The sequence below is a fragment of the Polaromonas sp. Polasp52 genome (assembly GCF_059491565.1).
Genome location: NZ_CP168513.1, coordinates 2,549,004 through 2,569,645, shown reverse-complemented (window position 1 = coordinate 2,569,645; position 20,642 = coordinate 2,549,004). Strand labels below are relative to the sequence as shown.

Sequence of the window (20,642 nt, the reverse complement as noted above, 5' to 3'; positions counted from 1 at the left end):
GGCGAAGCGTCTCGCAAGCCGCGGCCTGCAAGGCCTCGGGAGCCACACGAAGTGAGCGACCGTGGGGGCCCTATTCGAGCCTAGAATTTGCCGAAGAACACAAACCCACCCGCAGGCCGCAACAGGCCGGCAAATGGAGACTGGAGACAACCATGCGTATTCTGATTGCCGAAGACGACCAGGTACTGGCCGATGGCCTGCTGCGCACGCTGCGCGCCTCCGGCGCGGCGGCCGACCACGTGGCCAGCGGCACCGAGGCCGACGCCGCGCTGCTCACCAACACCGAATTCGATTTGCTGATCCTGGACCTGGGCCTGCCGCGCATGCACGGCCTGGAGGTGCTCAAGCGCCTGCGCGCGCGCGGCTCGGCCATGCCGGTGCTGATCCTGACGGCCGCCGACAGCGTGGAAGAGCGCGTCAAAGGCCTGGACTACGGCGCCGACGACTACATGGCCAAACCGTTTTCGCTGCAGGAACTCGAAGCCCGCGTACGCGCGCTGATACGCCGCGGCATGGGCGGCGCCAGCAGCACCATCAAGCACGGCCCGCTGGTCTACGACCAGGCCGGCCGCGTCGCCACCATAGACGGCCAGATGCTGGAGCTGTCGGCGCGCGAACTCGGTTTGCTTGAAGTGCTGCTGCAGCGCGCCGGCCGGCTGGTCAGCAAGGACCAGCTGGTGGAGCGCCTCTGCGAATGGGGCGAGGAGGTCAGCAACAACGCGATCGAGGTCTACATCCACCGCCTGCGCAAAAAGATTGAAAAAGGCCCGGTGCGGATCGCGACCGTGCGCGGCCTCGGTTACTGCCTCGAAAAAATACCAGGGTGAACGATGCCCCCACGGTCGCTCACTTCGTGTAGCTTCCTGCCCCCCGAGGGGGCCGCTGCGCCTACGGCCCGGCAAAGCCGGTTCCGCGGCCCCTGCTGGCGTGAAGAAAACGCCCAGCGGACAAACGCTTCCCACGTTTGTTGATCTGTGGCTCTTAGACTCTTCCAGCGCGAACGCCGCAGCCTCTTCGGCGAGATCCTCGACTGGATGCTCACGCCGCTGCTGCTGCTGTGGCCCATCAGCCTGGCGCTGACCTGGCTGGTGGCGCAGAACATCGCGGGCAAGCCTTTTGACCGCGCGCTCGAATACAACGTGCAGGCGCTGGCCAAGCTGGTGGTGGTCAAGAACAACCAGGTGCAGTTCACCCTCACGGCGCCTGCGCGCGAAATCCTGCGTGCCGACGACACCGACCTCGTTTACTACCAGGTGGTGGGCACGCAGGGCGAGCACCTGAGCGGCGAGCACGACCTGCCCGCGCCGCCCGACGAAGACAAGCCCACCAACGGCGAGGTGCGGCTGCGCGAGGACGTGATCCAGGGCGAGGACGTGCGCGTGGCCTACACCTGGCTCAAGGTGGACGTGAAGGCCACGCCCGCCGGCTCGCAGCCGGTACTGGTGCTGGTGCAGGTGGCCGAGACGCTGGAAAAACGCAAGACGCTGGCCACCGAAATCGTCAAGGGCACCATGGTGCCGCAATTCGTCACGCTGCCGCTGGCCGTGCTGCTGGTGTGGCTGGCGCTGGTGCGCGGCATCAAGCCGCTGGCCCAGCTTGAAAAGCGCATACGCGCGCGCAAGTCCGACGACATGAGCCCGCTGGACGAGACCGCGGTGCCCGAGGAAGTCGCGCCGCTGGTGTCCTCCATCAACGACCTGCTGAGCCGGCTCAAGGTCTCGCTGACCACGCAAAAACGCTTCCTGGCCGATGCGGCCCACCAGCTCAAGACGCCGCTGGCAGGCCTGCGCATGCAGGCCGACCTGGCGCAGCGCGAGACCGATGCCGACGAACTCAAGAAGTCGCTCAAGCACATAGGCCGCGCCAGCATCCGCGCCACCCACACCGTCAACCAGCTGCTGGCCCTGGCGCGCGCCGAGACCACGGGCCGCAGCCTGGCCAAGCAGCACATCGACCTGGTGCACATCGTCTCGGAAGTCATGGCCGACTCGGTGCCGCGCGCGCTCGAAAAGCAGATAGACCTGGGCTACGACGGGCCCGATGCCGGCGAACAGGCCACGCAGCTCGAAGGCAATGCGACCCTGCTCAAGGAGCTGGTGCGCAACCTGCTGGACAACGCCATCAACTACACGCCCGAAAAAGGCCAGGTCACGCTGCGGCTGATGACGGACCGTTTCAGCGGCGTGCTGGTGCTGCTGGTGGAAGACTCGGGGCCCGGCATCCTGGAGTCGGAACGCGAGCTGGTGTTCCAGCCTTTTTACCGCGCGCTGGGCACCAATGTGGACGGCTCGGGCCTGGGCCTGGCAATCGTCCTGGAGATCGCCAAGCAGCACGGCGCGACGATTTCGATCGAGGATGCCGCCCTGCCGGGCCATCCACAAACCCCGGGCACGCGTGTCACCGTGCGTTTTGTCGGCATGGATCTGCCCGAGGGTGTATAGGCGCTCAGGGCTTTGCGGGCCAGCGGTCGTAAAGCTTCACGCCCACACGCTCGCCCCACAGCTCAATCTGCGCCGGCGTTCCGTCATGCGACTGGTTGGCGCCGGCGCCGCGTACATAGCCCAGCGCCACGCAGGCGCCGGCCAGCGGGCTCCAGCCGACCGAGGAGATCTCTCCCACCGATTGCCCGCCCAGCACGATGGCTTCGCCGCCCCAGGCAAAGGCGTCCGGCGTATCGAACACCAGCGTCACCAGCTTCTTGCGCAGCGCCAAGCCCTGTGAATTGAGCAGCGCGGCCCTGCCGACGAAGTCGGCCGGCTTGTCCAGTTTGACGCTGAAGGCCAACCCGGCCTCCCACGGCGATTCGTCCGGGCCCAGCTCCGCCCCCCAGGCGCGCCGGCCCTGCTCAATGCGCAAGGCATCCAGCGCGTAATAACCCGCGTCGCGAATGCCCAGTGGCTTGCCGGCCTCCATCAGGGCGAGGTAGACATGGCGCGCCATTTCAACCGGCACGTACAGCTCAAAACCCGGCCCGCCCACATAACTCATGCGCGCCGCGCGCACACGCGCAAAGCCCAGGTCTATCTCTTTCGTCCACGAGAACTTCAAGGCCTCGGGCGACAGCTCGTCGGGGCTGACCCGCGCCAGCAGCTCGCGCGCTTTCGGCCCCATGAGCGACAGCACCGAATACAGGGCCGACACATCGGTCAACACCGCGTGTTCGGTGTCGGCTATGTGCCGCGTGATCCAGTCGAAGTCGCGCACGGTCTGCGCCGAGCCGGTGATGACCATAAAGCGGTCCGCGGCTTGCCGCATCACGGTCAGGTCGCTTTCAAAACCGCCGCGCTCGTTGAGCATGGCGGTGTAAACCATCTTGCCCACGGGCATGTCCATCTCGTTGGCACACAGGCGCTGCAACACGGCCAGCGCGTCACGGCCCTGCAGCAGGTATTTGGAGAAGGACGTCTGGTCGTAAAGGGCCACGGCTTCGCGCGTGGCCTTCTGCTCTTCAATCATCCAGGGCAACCAGCCGGGTTTGCCCAGGGTGTGTTCGGGCCTGGGCAGGCCTTGAGGCCGGAAATAGCTCGCCCGCTCCCAGCCATTCTTGCTGCCGAACTCCGCGCCCTTGGCGGCCAGGATGTCGTACAGCGGCGAGGTGCGCAGCGGCCTTGCCGTTTCCAGCTCCTGCCTCGGCCAGCGCATGGCGTAATGCAGGCCCAGGGTTTCGCCGGTGCGCTCGGCCAATGCCTTGCGATTGCCGGTAAAGCTGCCGAAGCGACGTATGTCCACGTCCCACAAATCGGTGCCGGGCTCGCCGCCCACAATCCATTCGGCCATGAGCCGGCCCGCGCCGCCGCTGTTGGCGATGCCGGCCGAGTTGAAGCCGGCGCAGACAAAATAATTGCGCAGCTCGGGCGCTTCGCCCAGGATGAAGTTACCGTCGGGCGTGAAACTTTCGGGGCCGTTGAGCAGCATCTTGACCTCGGCCGTCTCCAGGCAGGGTGTGCGGTGCAGCGCGGCGGTCATCAGAGGCTCGAACTGGTCCCAGTCCTCGTCCAGCAGCTCGAACTGGAAGGTCGAAGGAATCGGGTCCATCTTCCAGGGCTTGGCTTGGGGTTCGAAGCCGCCCATCACCAGGCCGCCGACTTCTTCCTTGTAGTAGATGTAGCCGTCCGGGTCGCGCATCACCGGCAGCATGGGGTGCACCCCGGGAATTTTGCCGGTGACGATGTAAAAATGCTCGGCCGAATACAAGGGCACGTTCACACCCGCGAGCCGGCCGAACTGGCGCGCCCACTGGCCGGCGCAGTTGACGAGGACCTCGCAGCGCACCTCGCCCTGCGCGGTGCGCACGCCCACCGCCTTGCCGTTCTCGGTGATGACACCCGTCACTTCGATGCCTTCCAGCATCTTCACGCCGCGGTTGCGCGCGCCCTTGGCCAGCGACATGCACAGGTCGGCCGGGTTGGCCTTGCCGTCACCGGGCAGCCAGATCGCGCCCTGCAAGTCGTCGGTGCGCATGATGGGGTATCTGTCGCCGGCTTCCTGGGGCGATATCTCATGGCACTCCACACCAAAGCTGTTGGCCATGGCCACCTGCTTCCTGAGCACCTTCATGCGCTCGGGCGTGCGCGCCACATTGACGCTGCCGCATTGTTTCCAGCCCGTGGCCAGGCCCGTCTCGGCCTCCAGCGACGCATACAGCTCTATGCCGTACTTGCTCATCTGGGTCATATTGCGATTCGGCCGCATCTGGCCGACCAGGCCGGCCGCATGCCAGGTGGTACCGCTGGTGAGCTTGCCTTGCTCCAGCAGCAGCACGTCGGTCTTGCCCATTTTGGCCAGGTGGTAGGCCACCGAACAGCCGGCGATGCCGCCGCCGACAATCACGACCTGTGCGTGCGAAGGGAGCATCAAGGTGCGCGCAGCCTCAGTTGCTCCAGCTCGGCGCGCGCCTGCGCCAGCTCGCTGCGCGCCGTGACCAGGTCGATGTGGATGAAGTCGTCCCAGACGCAGGGGCCGCACGCAAAGAATCGCTTCAGATGCAATTGCTCCTTGGCAACATAGAACCGGTTCACCTCATCGAAATAGACGAACTCATAGTCACAGGCGAGCAGCAAGGGTTCCCAGCCCATATGATTGGGCACAGGCCGTCCAGGTTCGACGCTCTCGAGCATGATGACCCAGGGCCGGTACCGCCGCAGGTCCAGCCCCTCCAGCACGGCCCGCTCGCCGCCCTCCACGTCGATGCTCATGCAGTGAATGTCGCCGTTGGGGCGGTGCCTGGCGAGCACGTCGTTCAAGGAAACCAGAGGGACCACCGTTGTCTTGACCGGCGCGCCCTTGGAACGATGCTGGTCGGCGGTCTGGGGTGTCGTCGTCGAATACTGCTGAATGTCACCGAAGGTGAAAAACGTTGTGTGGCCGCTTCCCGCGCCGGCCGCGGCCTGTACCAGGACGTCGTCGGGACGCAATTCGGCCCACAGGCTCGCCATGGCAGGCGCCGGTTCGATCGCCACGCCGCGCCAGCCGCGCAGATACATTGCGTAGGTGTTGCTGTCGACGGCCGGGTGGTAGGCGCCCACATCCACATAAAAGCCCTGCGGGACCGAGTCGAATACGCGATTGAGCATCACGTCCTCGAAGTTGCGTGTGTATGAGACGAAAGGCATAGTGTCAGTATAGAGAGGGTCACCCCATGCGCAGCGCCATCACGCCCGCGACGATGGCGGCCGTGCCGATAGCGCGCCGCGCGGTGAAGGCTTCTTTCAGGAACATCGCGCCGAGCAAGACGGCGAACAGCACCGAAGTTTCACGCAGCGCCGCCACCGTCGCAACCGGTGCGCGCGTCATGGCCCACAGCGCTATGCCGTAAGAGCCCAGCGAAGCCAGCGCGCCGCCGGTGGCCACGGGCCAGCGGTGGCGCGCGTAATCGGCCATGGCCCGCCCGCGGCGCGCCATCATCAGGAGGCCGAAGGGCCAGCCGTCGAGCAGGAACAAGGTGGCGACATATTGCAGCGCATTGCCCGAAACCCGAACACCCAAGCCATCGACCACGGTGTAGATCGCGATGATGACCGCATTGGCCAGCGCGAAGCCGACGGCCTTGCGCGCATGCAACGCGTGGCGGCTCAAGCCCAGCACCAGCACGCCGCAGCATATGCCCAGGATGCCGGCCCAGGCCAGCGGCGTCAAGGTCTCGCCCAGCGTGAAGGTGGCCGACAGCGCCACCAGCAGCGGCGCTACGCCGCGCATCAAGGGATAGGTCAGGCCCAGGTCGCCATGCTTGTAGGCCTGGGTGGTGGCGATGTAATAACCGATGTGGATCAGCACCGAGGCGCCTATGAAGGGCCAGGCTTCCATGCGCGGCAGGCCCGCCAGCAGCACCAGCGGCAAGGCCAGCACCGAGCCGATCAAATGGATGACCGCCATGTCCATGGACTTGTCCGCGCTGGACTTGACCAGCGCGTTCCAACCCGCGTGCAGCAGCGCGCCGAACAGCACGGCGCATAGCACCGGCCAGGTCAGGGCCAGGACTTCAGGCGGCAAGCGAGGGCTCTGCGGCGGGAAGGGCGCAGCGCCGGGCCCGCGCCAGGTAGTGCGCCAGCGGCGGCGTGGCCTTGTTCGCGTCCTTCGCGAGGTCGTCCCAGAGGCGCAGTTTTACCGCGTCTTCCGCGCCGGGCTGGGCCATGAAACGCGCGGCTTCCTCGGCCGTAAAGATGCCGCCCTGCAGCAGCAGGCTGCGCTTGGAATCCGCCGAGAGGCTGGAGTGGTAGCCGCGCCGGGCCGCGCACAGATAGCGCTTGGCGTCCACATGCAGCTTGATGGCATCCAGCACCGCGTCGGGAAACAGGCCGCGCAAAAAGGGCAGCGCGCGGTATTGGTGCACATCGTCCACGCCACGCAGCGAAGGTGTCTCGCCCAGGTCATGCAGCAAATGGCCCAGGTCGTGCAGCAGGGCAGCGGTGACCAGCGCGTCGTTCGCGCCTTCGGCCTCAGCCAACGCGGCGGTCTGCAGCGCGTGCTGCAGCTGCGTCACGGGCTCACCGCTGTACTGTTCGCCGCCGCGCTCTTCGAAGAGTCGTTCGATGTCGTCAAAGCTCAGCATATGAGTTCCTCAGAGGTCAGGCATTCCAGGGGAGGGAATAGGTCTTGAGGTTGGTAAAGCTCTTGATCGCTTCCTGCACACCTTCCTTATACCCCAGGCCCGAATCCTTGATGCCACCGAAGGGCGTGAGCTCCAGGCGGTAGCCCGGCACTTCGCGCACATTGACCGTCCCGACATGCAGCTCGCTCACAAAACGGTTGATGTAGTCCAGGCGGTTGGTGCACACCGCACTTGACAGGCCGTAGGCCGTGCCGTTGGAAATCTCGATGGCTTCGTCGATGCTCTTGAAACGTATGACCGGCGAAACCGGCCCGAAGGTTTCCTCGCGCGCCACCGTCATCTGCGGCAACACATGGTCCAGCAGCGTGGGCGAATACAGCGCGCCCCGGCGCTGGTTGCCGGCCAGCAGTTTCGCGCCCTGCGCCACGGCCTCGTTGACGCGCGACTCGAACAGCATGGCGGCCTGCTCGTCGATCACCGTTCCCATGTCGTTGGCCTTGTCGCAGGGGTCGCCGTATTTCCAGGCCAGGGTCTTGGCCCGCACCTGCTCCACAAACTCGCCGGCCACCGCCTCGTGCACCAGAAGCCGTTTGATGGCGGTGCAGCGCTGGCCCGAGTTTTTGTAGGAGCCCTGCACGGCCAGGGTGGAGGCTTCGTCAATGTCGGCATCCTCCATCACGATGATGGGGTCGTTGCCGCCCAGCTCCAGCACCACGCGGCGGTAGCCGGCTTTTGAAGCGATGTACTTGCCTATGGCCACGCCACCGGTAAAGGTCACCAGGTCGACCAGCGGGTTGGTGATCAGCTCGTCGGCGATCTCGCGCGGGTCGCCCGTCACCACGCTGAGCATCTCGGGCGGCAGCCCGGCCTCGTACAGGATGTCGGCAAACAGCAGGGCCGAAAAGGGCACCTTCTCGGACGGCTTGAGCACCATGCGGTTGTTGGTCGCGATGCTGGGCACCACCTTGTGCGCCACCTGGTTCATCGGATGGTTAAAAGGCGTGATCGCGGTGATCACGCCCAGCAGCGGCGAACGGTGCGTGTAGACCCGGCGCTTTTTGCCATGGGGCGTGAGGTCGCAGCTGAAGATCTGGCCGTCGTCCTTGAGCACCTCGGTCGCGCCGAACAGCAGCACGTCGCTGACGCGGCCGGCTTCATAAATCGCATCCTTCAGGCACAGGCCCGCTTCGGCGGTGATCAGGTTGGCGACCTCGGACAAGCGCGACTGGATGATGGCGGCCGCGCGGTTCAGGATGGCCGCGCGTTCGTAGCGCGTGAGCTGGGGCTTGTAGGCATGGGCCCTGGCAAAGGTCTGCCGCACCTCCTCCAGCGTGGCCTTGGGCACGGTGCCCATTTTTTTTTCGGTGTAGGGGTTGAACACCGCGATGGCGCGGTCGCCGCCCCGGCCCGAGCCGACCTTGCGGCCCGACAGGCGCATGGCATTGAGCTGGTGGTCGCGGATGTATTGGTCAATCACTCTGCGGCTTTCATGGCGTGGGGCCTGGACTTACTGGGCGTAATTGAGCGCCAGGTCAAAAGCATCAAAATTGCGGAAGCGCCGGTTGCGGTCCAGCCCGGGCAGCGCGCGGTTCACGATCAGCGGCACGCGCTGCTCGCTCATGCCGCCGTGCGAGCGCAGCGGCACTTCCAGCGCCGAAAGGTCATGGCGCGACACCGAGGTGCCTATCACGGTGAAGCGCTCGGACACCGCCACGATGTCGCCGATCCGGTCGGCCGGCAGTTCAAAGCGTTCGGCGGCCTGCTCGCGCGAAAGCACCAGCTCCATGCCCTTGAGCGCCGCGAGCCGCTTGCGCGCGACCTCGATGTTGGTGCCCTCCGGCAGGTAGACCGTGGCAAAAGAGCCCAGGGCACCATGGTGCACCACATAGGGGTCGGTGATGGGCAGGATCACGCGCGCGATGGTGGCGCCCAGCCAGTTGTCGAACCAGTCCTGCAGGTAAATCACGTCGGGCGTGCCGTCCATGGCGACCTTGGCGTTCATGCCGTGGTCGGCCGTGAGCACGATCACGCAGCCCAGGTCCTCGAGCTGCTGCATATAGCCGTCCATCATGCGGTAGAAGGCGTTCGCCCCTTCGGTGCCCGGCGCGTGCTTGTGCTGCACATAGTCGGTGGTCGAGAGGTACATCACGTCGGGCTTGTGCTTTTGCATGATCTTCACGCCGGCCGCGAAGACAAACTCCGACAGGTCGGCGCTGTAGACGCTGGGCAGCGGCAGCCCCACCAGTCCCAGCACATCCTCAATGCCGTTTTCTTCCAGCGACACCTGGTCGGCCTTCTCTGACGAAAAGCAGATGCCCTTCATCTGGTGGCCCAGCAGCTTGCGCAGCTTGTCCTTGGCCGTCACCACCGCCAGGGACTTGCCGGCGCCGGACAGTGCGGCCAGCAAGGTGGGCGCGCGCAGCCACTTGGGGTCGTTCATCATGACCTCGGTGCCGCTGGCCGTGTCGAACAGGTAGTTGCCGCAAATGCCGTGCACGCTGGGCGGCGCGCCGGTCACGATGGACAGGTTGTTCGGGTTGGTGAAACTGGGCACCACACAATCGCCCGTCAGGCCGGAGCCCAACGCCAGCGTGCGCTTGAGCCAGGGCATCTGGCCCGTGGCCACGGCCTGCGCCAGGTAATCGGGCTCGCAGCCGTCCACACAGACCACCACCGTGGGCTGGGCCGGCAGCTTGTACGTCCTGCCGTTCACCGTCAATTCGCCATTCGGCTCAGTGTTTGCCACGTGACGGTCCTTCCTTGTTTTTGTCCTTGCGCGCGGCTGTGGTGCTGGAGACGAGCTTGACCGGAGCCGGCTTGCCGGCCGCGGCTTTCTCCGCCCCCGCTCCCACCGCATCGGCTTGCCCGGCCTGGCGCCGCAGGTCGTTTTCTATCGTGCGCTCCTTGCTTTCGATCACATGCTGGAACATCGCGCGGCCGGCCGCGTCGGCGTCGCCCGAGGCGATGGCCTTGACGATCAGCCGGTGCTCGTTGGCCGACATCGGCATCAGCCAGCCGTCGGCGAGGTTCAGGCGCCGGAACAGCGACAGCTCCTTGATCAGCTTGCGGTAGATCTCGGTCAGCTTGCGGTTGCCCGCCATCTCGACCATGCGGTCGTGAAAGCTCAGGTTCAGCAGGTGGTAGGCCTGGGGGTCTTCAGCCTTGACGGCTTTTTCCATGGCGTCGACCAGGGCCTTGAGCTCCTTGACCTGGGGCCCCGTGATGTTTTCCGCGAGCCGGCGGCCCACGAGTTCATCCATGGCCGCGCGCAAATCGAATATCTCGACGGCTTCGTCGATCGGGATGTCGCGCACAAAGACGCCGCGGTTTTTCTCGGTGCGCACCAGGCCGGCCTCTTCGAGCATGCGAAAGGCCTCGCGCACCGGGCCGCGCGAGACGCCCATTTTTTCGGCCAGCGTGGCCTCTATCAATTTGCTGCCGGGCTCGTACTCGCCGGCAAGAATCGCGCGCTCGATTTCCTGTTGCACCACTGTGGTGAGGGAGCTGTTCTGGAGTTGCGCGATGGTGGGATGCAAAGCAGCGTTCATGCCCTGAATTGAAGCACAGAAATGTAGATTGTCAACAATCTGCAATAAACAATTGACAAGATAGAAGGGTCGGCGTTAAATAAAAAACGAGCTGGGTTGACGGGCCTGCACTCAGGTTGGTCATCGCAGTGTCAGCGCCGACACGAACGAGTCAACAACATTGCAGGCTTTGCCACAAAGGACTTTTTATGCAACTGGCTTCCCATCTCAAATCCCTGTCAAAGGCGATCGCTCTTCTTGGCCTGCTGGCCGCCTCCACCGGCGCCTTCGCCCAGAAAACCCAGTTGCTGGTTTACACCGCGCTGGAAACCGACCAGATCAAGGCCTACCAGGAAGGCTTCAACAAGGTGTATCCCGACATCGAAATCAAATGGGTGCGCGACTCGACCGGCGTGATCACCGCCAAGCTGCTGGCGGAAAAATCCAATCCCCAGGCCGACACCATCATGGGCGTGGCCGCCTCCAGCCTGGCGCTGCTCGACAAGCAGGGCATGCTCGAGCCCTATGCGCCCATCAATCTTGACGGGATCATGAGTCAGTACCGTGACAAGAAAAAAGTCCCCGCCTGGTTCGGCATGGACGTGTGGGGCGCCACCGTGTGCTTCAACACCGTCGAGGCCAAGAAGAAAAACATCCCCACGCCCGAAACCTGGCAGGACCTGACCAAGCCCATCTACAAGGGCCAGATCGTCATGCCCAACCCCGCCTCCAGCGGCACCGGTTATTTCGACGTGACCGCCTGGCTCACGCTGTTCGGCGACAAGGACGGCAAGGGCGGCGGCTGGAAGTACATGGACGCGCTGCATGAAAACATCGCGCAGTACACCCACTCGGGTTCCAAGCCCTGCAACATGGCAGCCGCCGGCGAGTTCCTGGCCGGCATCTCGTTTGAGTACCGCGGCAACACCAACAAGGCCAAGGGCGCGCCCATAGACCTGGTGTTCCCCAAGGAAGGCCTGGGCTGGGACCTGGAAGCCTTTGCCATCCACAAGGGCACCAAAAAACTGGACGCCGCCAAAAAGCTGGCCGACTGGGCTTCGAGCAAGGACGCCATGATGCTCTACGGCAAGAACTTCGCGATCACCGCGCAGCCCGGCCTGGCGCCGCCGCTGGCCAATGTACCCAAGGACTATGAGGCCCGTCTCGTCAAGATGGACTTCAACTGGGCCGCCGACAACCGCGAGCGCATCCTCAACGAGTGGACCAAGCGCTACAACAGCAAAACCGAAAAAAAGTAGCCCCCTGTCAGCGGCCTTCGGCCGCTGTCTCCCCCTCAGGGGGACAGCCGCTGTGGCCCGGCTAAGCCGGTTCCACGCGGCTGCTTGCTTGGTACTGTGCCGCTCGTCCAGGTAATCCACGAATGAACAATGACATCTTTCTGAACCTGCGCCATATCCGCAAGGAGTTCGGCGGTTTCACCGCGCTGCAAGACATCAACCTGGACATACGCAAGGGCGAGTTTGTGTGTTTCCTCGGGCCCTCGGGCTGCGGCAAGACGACCTTGCTGCGCATCATCGCGGGGCTGGAAGTGCAGACCTCCGGTGAGGTGCACCAGGGCGGGCGCGACATCTCTCGGCTGCCGCCGGCGCTGCGCGACTACGGCATCGTGTTCCAGAGTTATGCGCTGTTTCCCAACCTCAGCGTGGCCGACAACGTGGCCTATGGCCTGGTCAACCGCAAGACGCCCAGGGCCGAAGCCGCCAAACGTGTGAGCGAACTCGTCAAGCTCGTGGGCCTGCCGGGCAGCGAAAGCAAATACCCCAGCCAGCTCTCGGGCGGCCAGCAGCAGCGCATTGCGCTGGCGCGGGCGCTGGCCACTTCGCCGGGCCTGCTGCTGCTGGACGAGCCGCTGTCGGCCCTCGACGCGCTGGAGCGTGTGCGCCTGCGCCAGGAGATACGCGCGCTGCAGCAAAAGCTGGGTGTGACCACCATCATGGTCACGCACGACCAGGAAGAAGCGCTCAGCGTGGCCGACCGCATCGTGGTGATGAACCACGGCCTGATCGAGCAGGTCGGCACGCCCATGGAGATTTACCGCGAACCGGCCTCGCCCTTTGTGGCCGACTTTGTCGGCAAGGTCAATGTGATGCCGGTGCGCGTGAGCGAAGGCCAGATGAAGTTCGGCGCGCTGTGCCTGCCCTGCGACGGCGCCGACCGCGAGGCCAAGATCTACCTGCGGCCCGAGGACGTGCTGGCCCGGCCGATTGCCGCCGGCGACCCCCATGTGTTTGACGCCACCATCGAGAAGATCGAGTTCCTGGGCTCCTTCTGCCATGTGCATGTGGCCTCGCCCGCGCTGGGCGGCCACAAGCTCACGGTCTACCTCTCGCTCAATTTCCTGTCGGAGCAGTCGCTGCAGGTGGGCTCCTCCCTGCCCCTGAAGCTGCTGCCCGAGCGCATCAAGGTATTCTGATGCCGGTCTTCACGCCCCCCGCGCCGCCCATGGTCAGGCAGCGCGCGCACTGGATAGACCACCTTGCCTACGCGGCCCTGGCGTTGGCCGCGCTGGTCCTGGTCGTGTTCCTCGCGGCGCCGCTGCTGGCCATCCTGCAGCAGGCGCTGCTGAGCAAGTCCGGCGACTTCATCTGGCTCGACAACTTCATCGAGTACGCCAAGACCCCGGCGCTGCTCGAAAGCCTGTGGAACAGCCTGTGGGTGTCCAGCGTGGTCACGCTGGTTGCCGTGCCGCTGGCTTTCGGTTTTGCCTATGCGCTGGCGCGCTCCTGCATGCAATACAAGGCGCTGTTTCGCGGCATCACCCTGATCCCGCTGCTGGCGCCTTCGCTGCTGTCGGCGATTTCGCTGATCTACTGGTTCGGCAACCAGGGCGTGCTCAAGGGCTGGATGCAGGGCCTGGGCATAGAACAGATCTACGGCGCGCCCGGCATCGTGGTGGCCGAATGCTTCGCGGTGTTCCCGCATGCGCTGATGATCCTGGTCACGGCGCTCACGCTGTCGGACGCGCGCCTCTACGAAGCCGCCAACGCCATGGGCACCAGCGCGCGGCGCAAGTTTTTCACCATCACCCTGCCCGGCGCCAAGTACGGCCTGATTTCCGCCGCGCTGGTCACCTTCACGCTGGTCATGACCGACTTCGGGATTCCCAAGGTGATAGGCGGCAATTTCAACGTGCTGGCCACCGACGTCTTCAAGCTGGTCATAGGCCAGCAGGATTTCGCCAAGGGCGCGGTCGTCGCCATCCTGCTGCTGGCGCCTGCCGTGCTGACCTTCGCGGTCGACCACTACGTCAGCAAACGCCAGACCGCGATGCTGACGGCGCGCGCCGTGCCCTACCGGCCCACGCCCTCGCGCGGCTACGACTGGGTCATGACGCTGTACTGCAGCGCCATCGCCCTGCTGGTGCTGGCCATGCTGGGCATGGCGGTGTTCGCCTCCTTTGCCAGCTTCTGGCCCTACAACCTCACGCCCAGCCTGCGCCACTACACCATGGGCCTGGTCGATGCGGAAGTCGGCGTCGGCTTCGTCAACAGCCTCAAGATGGCGGCGGGCACGGCCGTCTTCGGCACGGCGCTGGTGTTTGTCAGCGCCTACCTGCTCGAAAAAACCAAGGGCATGGACGGCCTGCGCGGTTTTGTGCGCATGCTGGCCATGCTGCCCATGGCCGTGCCCGGCCTGGTGCTGGGCCTGGGCTACATCTTCTTTTTCAACGCACCCGACAACCCGCTGAACGGGCTGTACCACACGCTGACCCTGCTCACGCTGTGCACCATCGTGCACTTCTACACCACCGGCCACCTGACGGCGGTGACGGCGCTCAAGGCGCTGGACGGCGAATTCGAGGCCGTGAGCGCCTCGCTCAAGGTGCCCTTCTTCAAGACCTTCTGGCGCGTCACGCTGCCGATCTGCACGCCGGCCCTGGTCGACATCGCGCGCTACTTTTTCATCAACGCGATGACGACCATCTCCGCCGTGGTCTTTCTTTATTCGCCCGAAACCAAGGTCGCCTCCATCGCCATCCTGAACCTCGACGAGGCCGGCGAGATAGGCGCCGCGGCGGCCATGGCGGTGCTGATAGGCGCCGCCTCGACGGTCGCCACCTTGTTGTTCATGGCGCTTGCCTGGTGGGTCAACCGCCGCACCCAAGCCTGGCGCACCAGTTCACGCTGATGCTCACCCTTTTCCGCGACTACATAAAAGAGAAGAGACAAATCCATGGACAGAGACAAGATATTGCTGACTCCCGGACCCCTCACAACAACGCTGCGCACCAAGCTCGCGATGCTGAAAGACTGGGGTTCCTGGGACAGCGATTTCAACGCCGTCACCGCCAGTGTGCGCAAAAGCCTGCTGGCCGTCATCCATGGGCAGGATTCGCACGTCGTTGTGCCGCTCCAGGGCAGCGGCACCTTCAGCGTGGAGGCGGCGGTGGCCACCGTGGTGCCGCGCGACGGCCATGTGCTGGTCATGGACAACGGCGCCTACTGCAAGCGCGCGGCCAAACTCACCTCGCTGATGGGCCGGCGCTGCACCGTCATGCCTTTTGACGAAGCCGCCCAGGTGTCGCCGGCCGCGCTGGACGCCATGCTGGAAGCCGACACCAGCATCACCCACGTGATGCTGATCCACTGCGAGACCGGCGCCGGCGTGCTCAATCCGCTGCAGGAAGTCGCCGACGTCTGCAAGACCCACGGCAAGGGCCTGCTGGTCGACGCCATGAGTTCTTTCGCCGCGATAGAAATCGATGCGCGCAAGGTGCATTTCGACGCGCTGGTGGCCGCCAGCGGCAAATGCCTGGAGGGCGTGCCCGGCATGGGGTTTGTGTTTATCCGCGAGGCGGTGCTGGAGGGCTGCGCCGGCCGCAGCCAGTCGCTGGCCATGGACCTGCACGACCAGTACACCTATATGGAAAAAACCACGCAGTGGCGCTTCACGCCGCCCACCCATGTGGTGGTGGCGCTGGCCGAAGCGATTGCCCAGTTCGAGGAGGAAGGCGGCCAGCCCGCGCGCCTGGCGCGCTACGAGAGCAACTACCGCACGCTGGTCGCGGGCATGGCAAAACTCGGCTTCAAGCCCTTCCTGGACCCGGCCATCCAGGCACCCATCATCGTGACCTTCCACGCACCGGCCGACAACCGCTACGACTTCAAGGCCTTTTATGCTGCCGCGCGAAATCGCGGCTTTGTCCTCTACCCCGGCAAGCTGACCCAGGTGGAGACTTTCCGGGTCGGCTGCATAGGCGCCATAGGCCCCAACGAAATGGCGCAGGCGGTACAGGCCGTGGCGGCCGCCCTGCAGGACATGGGCATACGCTCCGCCGCGCCGTCTGTCTGAGCAAAGAGCCACACGCAGTGTGGCGAGCTGGGAGCTCCCTTACCAGCATGAGCCGTGGAACCGGCTTTGCCGGGCCACAGGCGGGCGGCCCCCTCGGGGGGCAGCGAACCACACGAAGTGGGGAGCGTGGGGGCGTTAATGGTTTCGGCGAAATGCTTCAGAAGGAAGCTCGCCAAACATTTGCTGGTAGTCGTGCGCGAAATGACCAAAATGCCAAAACCCCAGGTGCGTTGCAGCCGCCGTCACGGACGTAGCGGTCTTCAGCGCCTGCCTGGCGGCGTTCAGGCGCACGGCGCGCAGATAAGCCAGCGGGCTGATGCCCAGCGCTGTCTGAAAGCCGTTCTGCAGGGTTCGCCGGCTCACGCCGAGCTGCTCGCACAGTGCCAGGACAGTGGGCGGCTGGTCGAGCTGCGCATGCACCAGCTCGCGGGCGCGGCGCGTCAGCGTCCAATGCCCGTGGATGCCCACCGAATCGACGCCGCCCGTCGGCGCAAGAACGCGGCCGAGCTGCTCCACCACGCTGTCGAGCATGGCGGCTTGCACGGCAGGGGAGCGCAGCAGCGCAGGGGCCGCCTCCACCGTATCCAGCACCCCAACCAGGCACTGCCTGAGCCCCGCCTGCGCCGCGCCGTCCAGCCGGCGCAAGCCGGCCTGCGCGCCCAGCCGGGCCTGCAGCGCCGGGTCATGCTCGCCGCAGCGGCGCCAGGCGGCCTCATCAAGCTCCAGCCCCAGCATCACATGGCGCCGGGACGAGCGGAACTCAAAACCCGACACACCCGAAAATACATGCAGCGCATCAGCATCGCTGGGCGCACCACAAAACACACTGGGCCCCTGGACCTGCAGCGGCAGGCCCAGGGCCAGCGCACCGTCACGGATCTGGCCTGTCTGGTACACCGACTCCCGCAGGCTTTCCACAAAGAGCCGCAGGCCCGCGAATTCCAGCTGCCGCACCTCGCCGCCAAAGGCGCCGCGCGAGAGCTGGAGGTAGCTCTGATTCCAGCCCGTGAGCGCTGCCGCCTGCTCGTCCGCATCGGCAAACGACGCGCGGGACAGCAGGGCCGGTGGGGCCGGCTCGGCGGTATCGGAAGGATGTGCCATCGCCGCATTCTTGCAGGATTCGTGCCGCATGCAAGCTACGCTTTGAAACAGTTCGACTTACTTGCGCTCACTTCGCTGGCATCTCTTGCGCATCATTTGCCGAAATGGGATTTCAGCGCGCCCACCCCCGCCCTAGGATGCAAGTCGGCCCCACCGGGCCGCCCATCCAGCCATCTTTAGGGAGCCACCATGTCAGAACGTTCCGGCGTCCAGTACGCGAAAGTCGACGGCAGCTACTTTGAAAAGAGGGGACTGCGCCGCTATGCCGGCGTCTGGTCGCTCTGGGCCCTCGGTGTGGGGGCCGTGATCTCGGGCCACTTCGCGGGCTGGAACCTGGGCCTGGCCAACGGCTGGGGCAGCATGCTGCTGGCCACCATCATCATTTCCGTGATGTACCTGGGGCTGACCTTTTCGCTGGCCGAAATGTCGCCCGCGCTGCCGCACACCGGCGGCGCCTATTCCTTCGCGCGCACCGCCATGGGGCCCTGGGGCGGTTTCCTGACCGGGCTGGCCGAGAACGTGGAATACGTGTTGACGCCGGCCGTCATCGTGTTTTTCATCGGCAGCTACATGGGCAGCATCTTCGGCACGCCGCCGGCCTGGCAGCCGCTGTGGTGGATAGGCTTTTACGTCGTCTTCATAGGCCTGAACATCGTGGGCGTCGAGCTGTCCTTCAAGATCACGCTGGCCGTCACGCTGCTGGCGCTGGCCTGCCTGGTGGCCTTCTGGGTCAGCGCTTTCCCGCGCATAGACTTCGCGCGCTGGGCCATGAACGTGGGCGCCGCCGGCGCCGCGCTGCCCGAGGGCCGCGGCCCCTTCCTGCCGCTGGGCCTGGGCGGCGTGCTCGCGGCCCTGCCCTTCGCCGTGTGGCTGTTCCTGGCCATCGAGCAGCTGCCGCTGGCGGCCGAAGAGTCGGTGGACCCGCGCCGCGACATGCCGCGCGGCATCATCGCCGGCATCTTCACGCTCATCCTCTCGGCCTTCATGATCCTGTGGCTCAACCCCTCGGTCGCGGGCATAGGCTCGCACGCGCTCAGCACCTCGGCCGAGCCGCTGCTGGACGGCTTCAAGGCCATCTACGGCGGCGGCATCGCCAAGGTGCTGGCGCTGGTCGCGGTGCTGGGCCTGGTGGCGAGTTTCCACACCATCATCTTCGCCAAGGGCCGGCAGATCTATTCGCTGAGCCGGGCTGGTTATTTCCCCTCGGCGCTGTCGGTCACCCACGGCAGCCGCAAGACGCCGCACATCGCCATGGTCGTCGGCTCGGTGGTCGCGCTGGTGGTGATGTTTGTGCTGTGGTTCACGCTGGGCGTGGACAAGGGCTCGGCCGTGATTGGCGGCACGCTGCTCAACATGGCGGTGTTCGGCGCCATGTTTTCCTATGTGATGCAGGCGCTGTCCTTCATACGGCTGCGCAGCAAGCTGCCGCACATGGAGCGCCCCTACCGCAGCCCGCTGGGCGTGACAGGCGCCGTACTGACCCTGCTGATCGCACTGGTCACCATTTACTTCCAGCTCAGCGACCCGGTCTACAGGGTCGGCGTGCTCTGGGTCGCGCTGTGGTTCGCCATCGGCGTGAGCTACTTTGCCGTGGCCGGCCGGCACCGCCTGATCCTCTCGCCCGAAGAAGAATTCGCGATCAGCCTGGCCGAAAAAGGCCGGGCTGCCGCCTCTACCTGAACCATAAGGCGCACACACCATGGCCAAAAAAGCTCCCACCCCTTCCGCATCCCGCGGCGTGCTGGACTCCCTGCGCAAGTCGGGCGCCAACAAGATGAAGGTCGCCGTCAGCGACATCGACGGCGTGCTGCGCGGCAAATACCTGCACCGGGACAAATTCCTGGGCGCGGCCGAGCCTTATCCCGCCGGCGGCTTCGGCTTTTGCGACGTGGTCATGGGCTGGGACATGATGGACAGCTGCTACGACAACACCACGGTGACTGGCTGGCAGCACGGCTTTCCCGATGCGCTGGCCCGGCTGGACCTGGCCACCCTGCGCCACGTGCCCTGGGACAACAAAGTGCCTTTTGTGCTCGGCGAGTTCGTCAACGCCGACGGCTCGCCGCATGCCGTCTGCCCGCGCCAGACGCTCAAGCGTGTCCTGAAGCGCGCCGAAAAAATGGGTTTCATGCCCATGACGGGCATGGAGTTCGAGTGGTTCAACTTCCTCGAAACCCCGCACAGCTGGGCCGCCAAAAACGGCGTGGGGGCCGAAAAACTCACGCCCGGCATGTTCGGCTATTCGCTGCTGCGCATGAACCAGAACCAGGGCTTCTTCAATGCCATCATGGACGAGATGCTGGCCTTCGGCATCCCGATCGAGGGCCTGCACACCGAGACCGGCCCCGGCGTCTACGAAGTCGCCATCGCCTTCAGCGAAGCGCTGGAGCAGGCCGACCGCGCCATCCTGTTCAAGACCGGCACCAAGGAAATCGGTTCGCGCTTCGGCATCATGCCCAGCTTCATGGCCAAGCCCCACCAGCAGCTGCCGGGCTGCAGCGGCCACATCCACCAAAGCCTGTCCGACGGCAAGAACAACCTGTTCTACGACGCGAAGAACCCGCGCAAGATGAGCAAGCTGTTCGAGAGCTACATCGCCGGCCAGGTCGCCTGCATGATGGAGTTCGGCCCCATGATCTGGCCCACCATCAACAGCTACAAGCGCCTGGTCGACGGTTTCTGGGCGCCGGTGAAACCGACCTGGGGCATGGACAACCGCACCGCGAGCTTTCGTGTGATCGCCGGCAGCCCCAAGGCCACCCGGCTGGAGACCCGTTGCCCGGGCGCCGACGTGAACCCCTACCTGGCCATGGCGGCGGTGATCGCGGCCGGCCTGCACGGCGTCGAAAAAGGCCTGAAGCTGGGCGCGCCCATCACCGGCACCAATGCCGGGGCCGAGCACATCCCGCGCGCGCCGCGCACCCTGATAGAAACCACGCGGATTTTCCAGAAATCGGCCATCGCGCGCGACTGGTTGGGCGATACTTTCGTGGATCACTTCGCGGCCACGCGCGAGTGGGAATGGCGGCAATGGCTGGATGCCGTGACCGACTGGGAAATGAAACGCTATTTCGAGATCATCTGATTGAACCATCCGAACCCCCTGATGCAGATTCGCCGCCTTGAAGTTCCCGACGCACCGGTGTACCGGGAACTGCGCCTGCGCGGTCTGCGCGAGCACCCCGACGCCTTCACCTCCAGCTTCGAGGAAGAAAACCTGCGCCCGCCGGCCGACACCGAAAAGCGGCTGTCGCCCGCCTCGGACACCATCATGTGGGGCGCTTTTGTGGGCGGCACGCTGGCCGGGGTGGTCGGCATGACGCGCGAGACGCGCCTGAAAAACCGCCACAAGGCCACCCTGGTCGCGATGTACGTCGCGCCCGAGTACAGCGGCCAGGGCCTGGGCCTGGCCCTGGTCAACACCGTGGTGCAGGCCGCCAAGGCCGCGGGCGTGGAGCTGCTGGTGCTGACCGTGACCGAGGGCAACAAGCAGGCCGCGGCCCTTTATGCCCGCGCCGGCTTCGCGCCCTTCGGTATAGAACCCGACGCCATACGCGTGAACGGCGTACCGTTCGGCAAACAGCATATGGTCCTGCAACTGCCTTCCGCCACCTGACCCCATCTGACCCTTACAGCCCTTCCAAAGAAGACAC

The 20,642-nt window shown here is 65.2% G+C and carries 17 protein-coding genes; 9 read left to right on the top strand and 8 right to left on the bottom strand.

What is annotated here, in order from left to right:
• The first annotated feature begins 152 nt into the window (after positions 1 to 152).
• Both ACEN9P_RS12075 and ACEN9P_RS12070 read left to right on the top strand, forming a co-directional pair.
• Positions 153 to 827, top strand: a complete 675-nt coding sequence (locus ACEN9P_RS12075; protein ID WP_007870259.1) for a response regulator — start codon at positions 153 to 155, stop codon at positions 825 to 827.
• Between the two features lie 207 nt (positions 828 to 1,034).
• Positions 1,035 to 2,441, top strand: coding sequence for a sensor histidine kinase (locus ACEN9P_RS12070; protein WP_477662171.1), 1,407 nt, complete (start codon positions 1,035 to 1,037; stop codon positions 2,439 to 2,441).
• Between the two features lie 4 nt (positions 2,442 to 2,445).
• On the opposite strand, the gene ACEN9P_RS12065 is transcribed toward ACEN9P_RS12070, so the two are convergent.
• From ACEN9P_RS12065 to ACEN9P_RS12035, 7 genes are all read right to left on the bottom strand, one after another.
• Positions 2,446 to 4,854 carry a GcvT family protein gene (locus ACEN9P_RS12065; RefSeq protein ID WP_495622172.1) on the bottom strand — a complete coding sequence of 803 codons (2,409 nt, stop codon included), beginning with the start codon at positions 4,852 to 4,854 and terminating at the stop codon, positions 2,446 to 2,448.
• The gene (locus tag ACEN9P_RS12060; RefSeq protein WP_495622093.1) at positions 4,854 to 5,612 is read right to left on the bottom strand and encodes an FkbM family methyltransferase; all 759 of its coding nucleotides are present in this window, start codon (positions 5,610 to 5,612) and stop codon (positions 4,854 to 4,856) included. The genes ACEN9P_RS12065 and ACEN9P_RS12060 overlap by 1 nt, the downstream gene beginning before the upstream one ends.
• Before the next feature lie 19 nt (positions 5,613 to 5,631).
• Entirely contained in the window at positions 5,632 to 6,489 is an 858-nt protein-coding gene (locus ACEN9P_RS12055; RefSeq protein ID WP_495622092.1) for an EamA family transporter, read from the bottom strand.
• Complete coding sequence (locus tag ACEN9P_RS12050; protein ID WP_477662154.1) at positions 6,479 to 7,048, bottom strand: phosphonate degradation HD-domain oxygenase; 570 nt, start codon at positions 7,046 to 7,048, stop codon at positions 6,479 to 6,481. The genes ACEN9P_RS12055 and ACEN9P_RS12050 overlap by 11 nt, the downstream gene beginning before the upstream one ends.
• Positions 7,049 to 7,064: 16 nt before the next feature.
• Entirely contained in the window at positions 7,065 to 8,486 is a 1,422-nt protein-coding gene (phnY, locus tag ACEN9P_RS12045) for a phosphonoacetaldehyde dehydrogenase (RefSeq protein ID WP_495622171.1), read from the bottom strand.
• A 69-nt stretch (positions 8,487 to 8,555) separates the two neighbouring features.
• Positions 8,556 to 9,794 carry a phosphonoacetate hydrolase gene (gene phnA, locus ACEN9P_RS12040; protein WP_495622091.1) on the bottom strand — a complete coding sequence of 413 codons (1,239 nt, stop codon included), beginning with the start codon at positions 9,792 to 9,794 and terminating at the stop codon, positions 8,556 to 8,558.
• Positions 9,781 to 10,596: a phosphonate utilization associated transcriptional regulator gene (locus ACEN9P_RS12035; protein WP_495622090.1), complete on the bottom strand. Its 816-nt coding sequence runs from the start codon at positions 10,594 to 10,596 to the stop codon at positions 9,781 to 9,783. The genes phnA and ACEN9P_RS12035 overlap by 14 nt, the downstream gene beginning before the upstream one ends.
• 188 nt (positions 10,597 to 10,784) lie before the next feature.
• Between ACEN9P_RS12035 and ACEN9P_RS12030 the strand changes: the two genes are divergently transcribed.
• From ACEN9P_RS12030 to ACEN9P_RS12015, 4 genes are all read left to right on the top strand, one after another.
• A complete protein-coding gene (locus ACEN9P_RS12030) occupies positions 10,785 to 11,834 on the top strand; it encodes a putative 2-aminoethylphosphonate ABC transporter substrate-binding protein (RefSeq protein WP_477715791.1) in 1,050 nt (349 codons plus the stop codon).
• A gap of 122 nt (positions 11,835 to 11,956) precedes the next feature.
• Positions 11,957 to 13,009 (top strand): putative 2-aminoethylphosphonate ABC transporter ATP-binding protein, encoded by a 1,053-nt coding sequence (locus ACEN9P_RS12025; RefSeq protein ID WP_495622089.1) that lies wholly within the window; start codon positions 11,957 to 11,959, stop codon positions 13,007 to 13,009.
• On the top strand, positions 13,009 to 14,724 hold the full coding sequence (locus ACEN9P_RS12020; RefSeq protein WP_495622088.1) for a putative 2-aminoethylphosphonate ABC transporter permease subunit: 1,716 nt from the start codon (positions 13,009 to 13,011) through the stop codon (positions 14,722 to 14,724). Before ACEN9P_RS12025 ends, ACEN9P_RS12020 begins: the two co-directional genes overlap by 1 nt.
• Positions 14,725 to 14,769: 45 nt before the next feature.
• Positions 14,770 to 15,888, top strand: coding sequence for a 2-aminoethylphosphonate--pyruvate transaminase (locus ACEN9P_RS12015; protein WP_495622087.1), 1,119 nt, complete (start codon positions 14,770 to 14,772; stop codon positions 15,886 to 15,888).
• 135 nt (positions 15,889 to 16,023) lie between these two features.
• Here ACEN9P_RS12015 and ACEN9P_RS12010 read toward each other — a convergent pair whose 3' ends face one another.
• Positions 16,024 to 16,989 carry a helix-turn-helix domain-containing protein gene (locus tag ACEN9P_RS12010; protein WP_495622086.1) on the bottom strand — a complete coding sequence of 322 codons (966 nt, stop codon included), beginning with the start codon at positions 16,987 to 16,989 and terminating at the stop codon, positions 16,024 to 16,026.
• A 189-nt stretch (positions 16,990 to 17,178) separates the two neighbouring features.
• Here ACEN9P_RS12010 and ACEN9P_RS12005 point away from each other — a divergent pair, with 189 nt between their 5' ends.
• Genes ACEN9P_RS12005 through ACEN9P_RS11995 form a run of 3 tightly spaced genes read left to right on the top strand, consistent with a single transcriptional unit; the run spans position 17,179 to position 20,605 of the window.
• The gene (locus tag ACEN9P_RS12005) at positions 17,179 to 18,669 is read left to right on the top strand and encodes an amino acid permease (RefSeq protein ID WP_495622085.1); all 1,491 of its coding nucleotides are present in this window, start codon (positions 17,179 to 17,181) and stop codon (positions 18,667 to 18,669) included.
• 19 nt (positions 18,670 to 18,688) lie between these two features.
• Complete coding sequence (locus tag ACEN9P_RS12000; RefSeq protein WP_477662163.1) at positions 18,689 to 20,074, top strand: glutamine synthetase family protein; 1,386 nt, start codon at positions 18,689 to 18,691, stop codon at positions 20,072 to 20,074.
• 21 nt (positions 20,075 to 20,095) lie between these two features.
• Positions 20,096 to 20,605, top strand: a complete 510-nt coding sequence (locus ACEN9P_RS11995; RefSeq protein WP_495622084.1) for a GNAT family N-acetyltransferase — start codon at positions 20,096 to 20,098, stop codon at positions 20,603 to 20,605.
• Positions 20,606 to 20,642 lie beyond the last annotated feature (37 nt).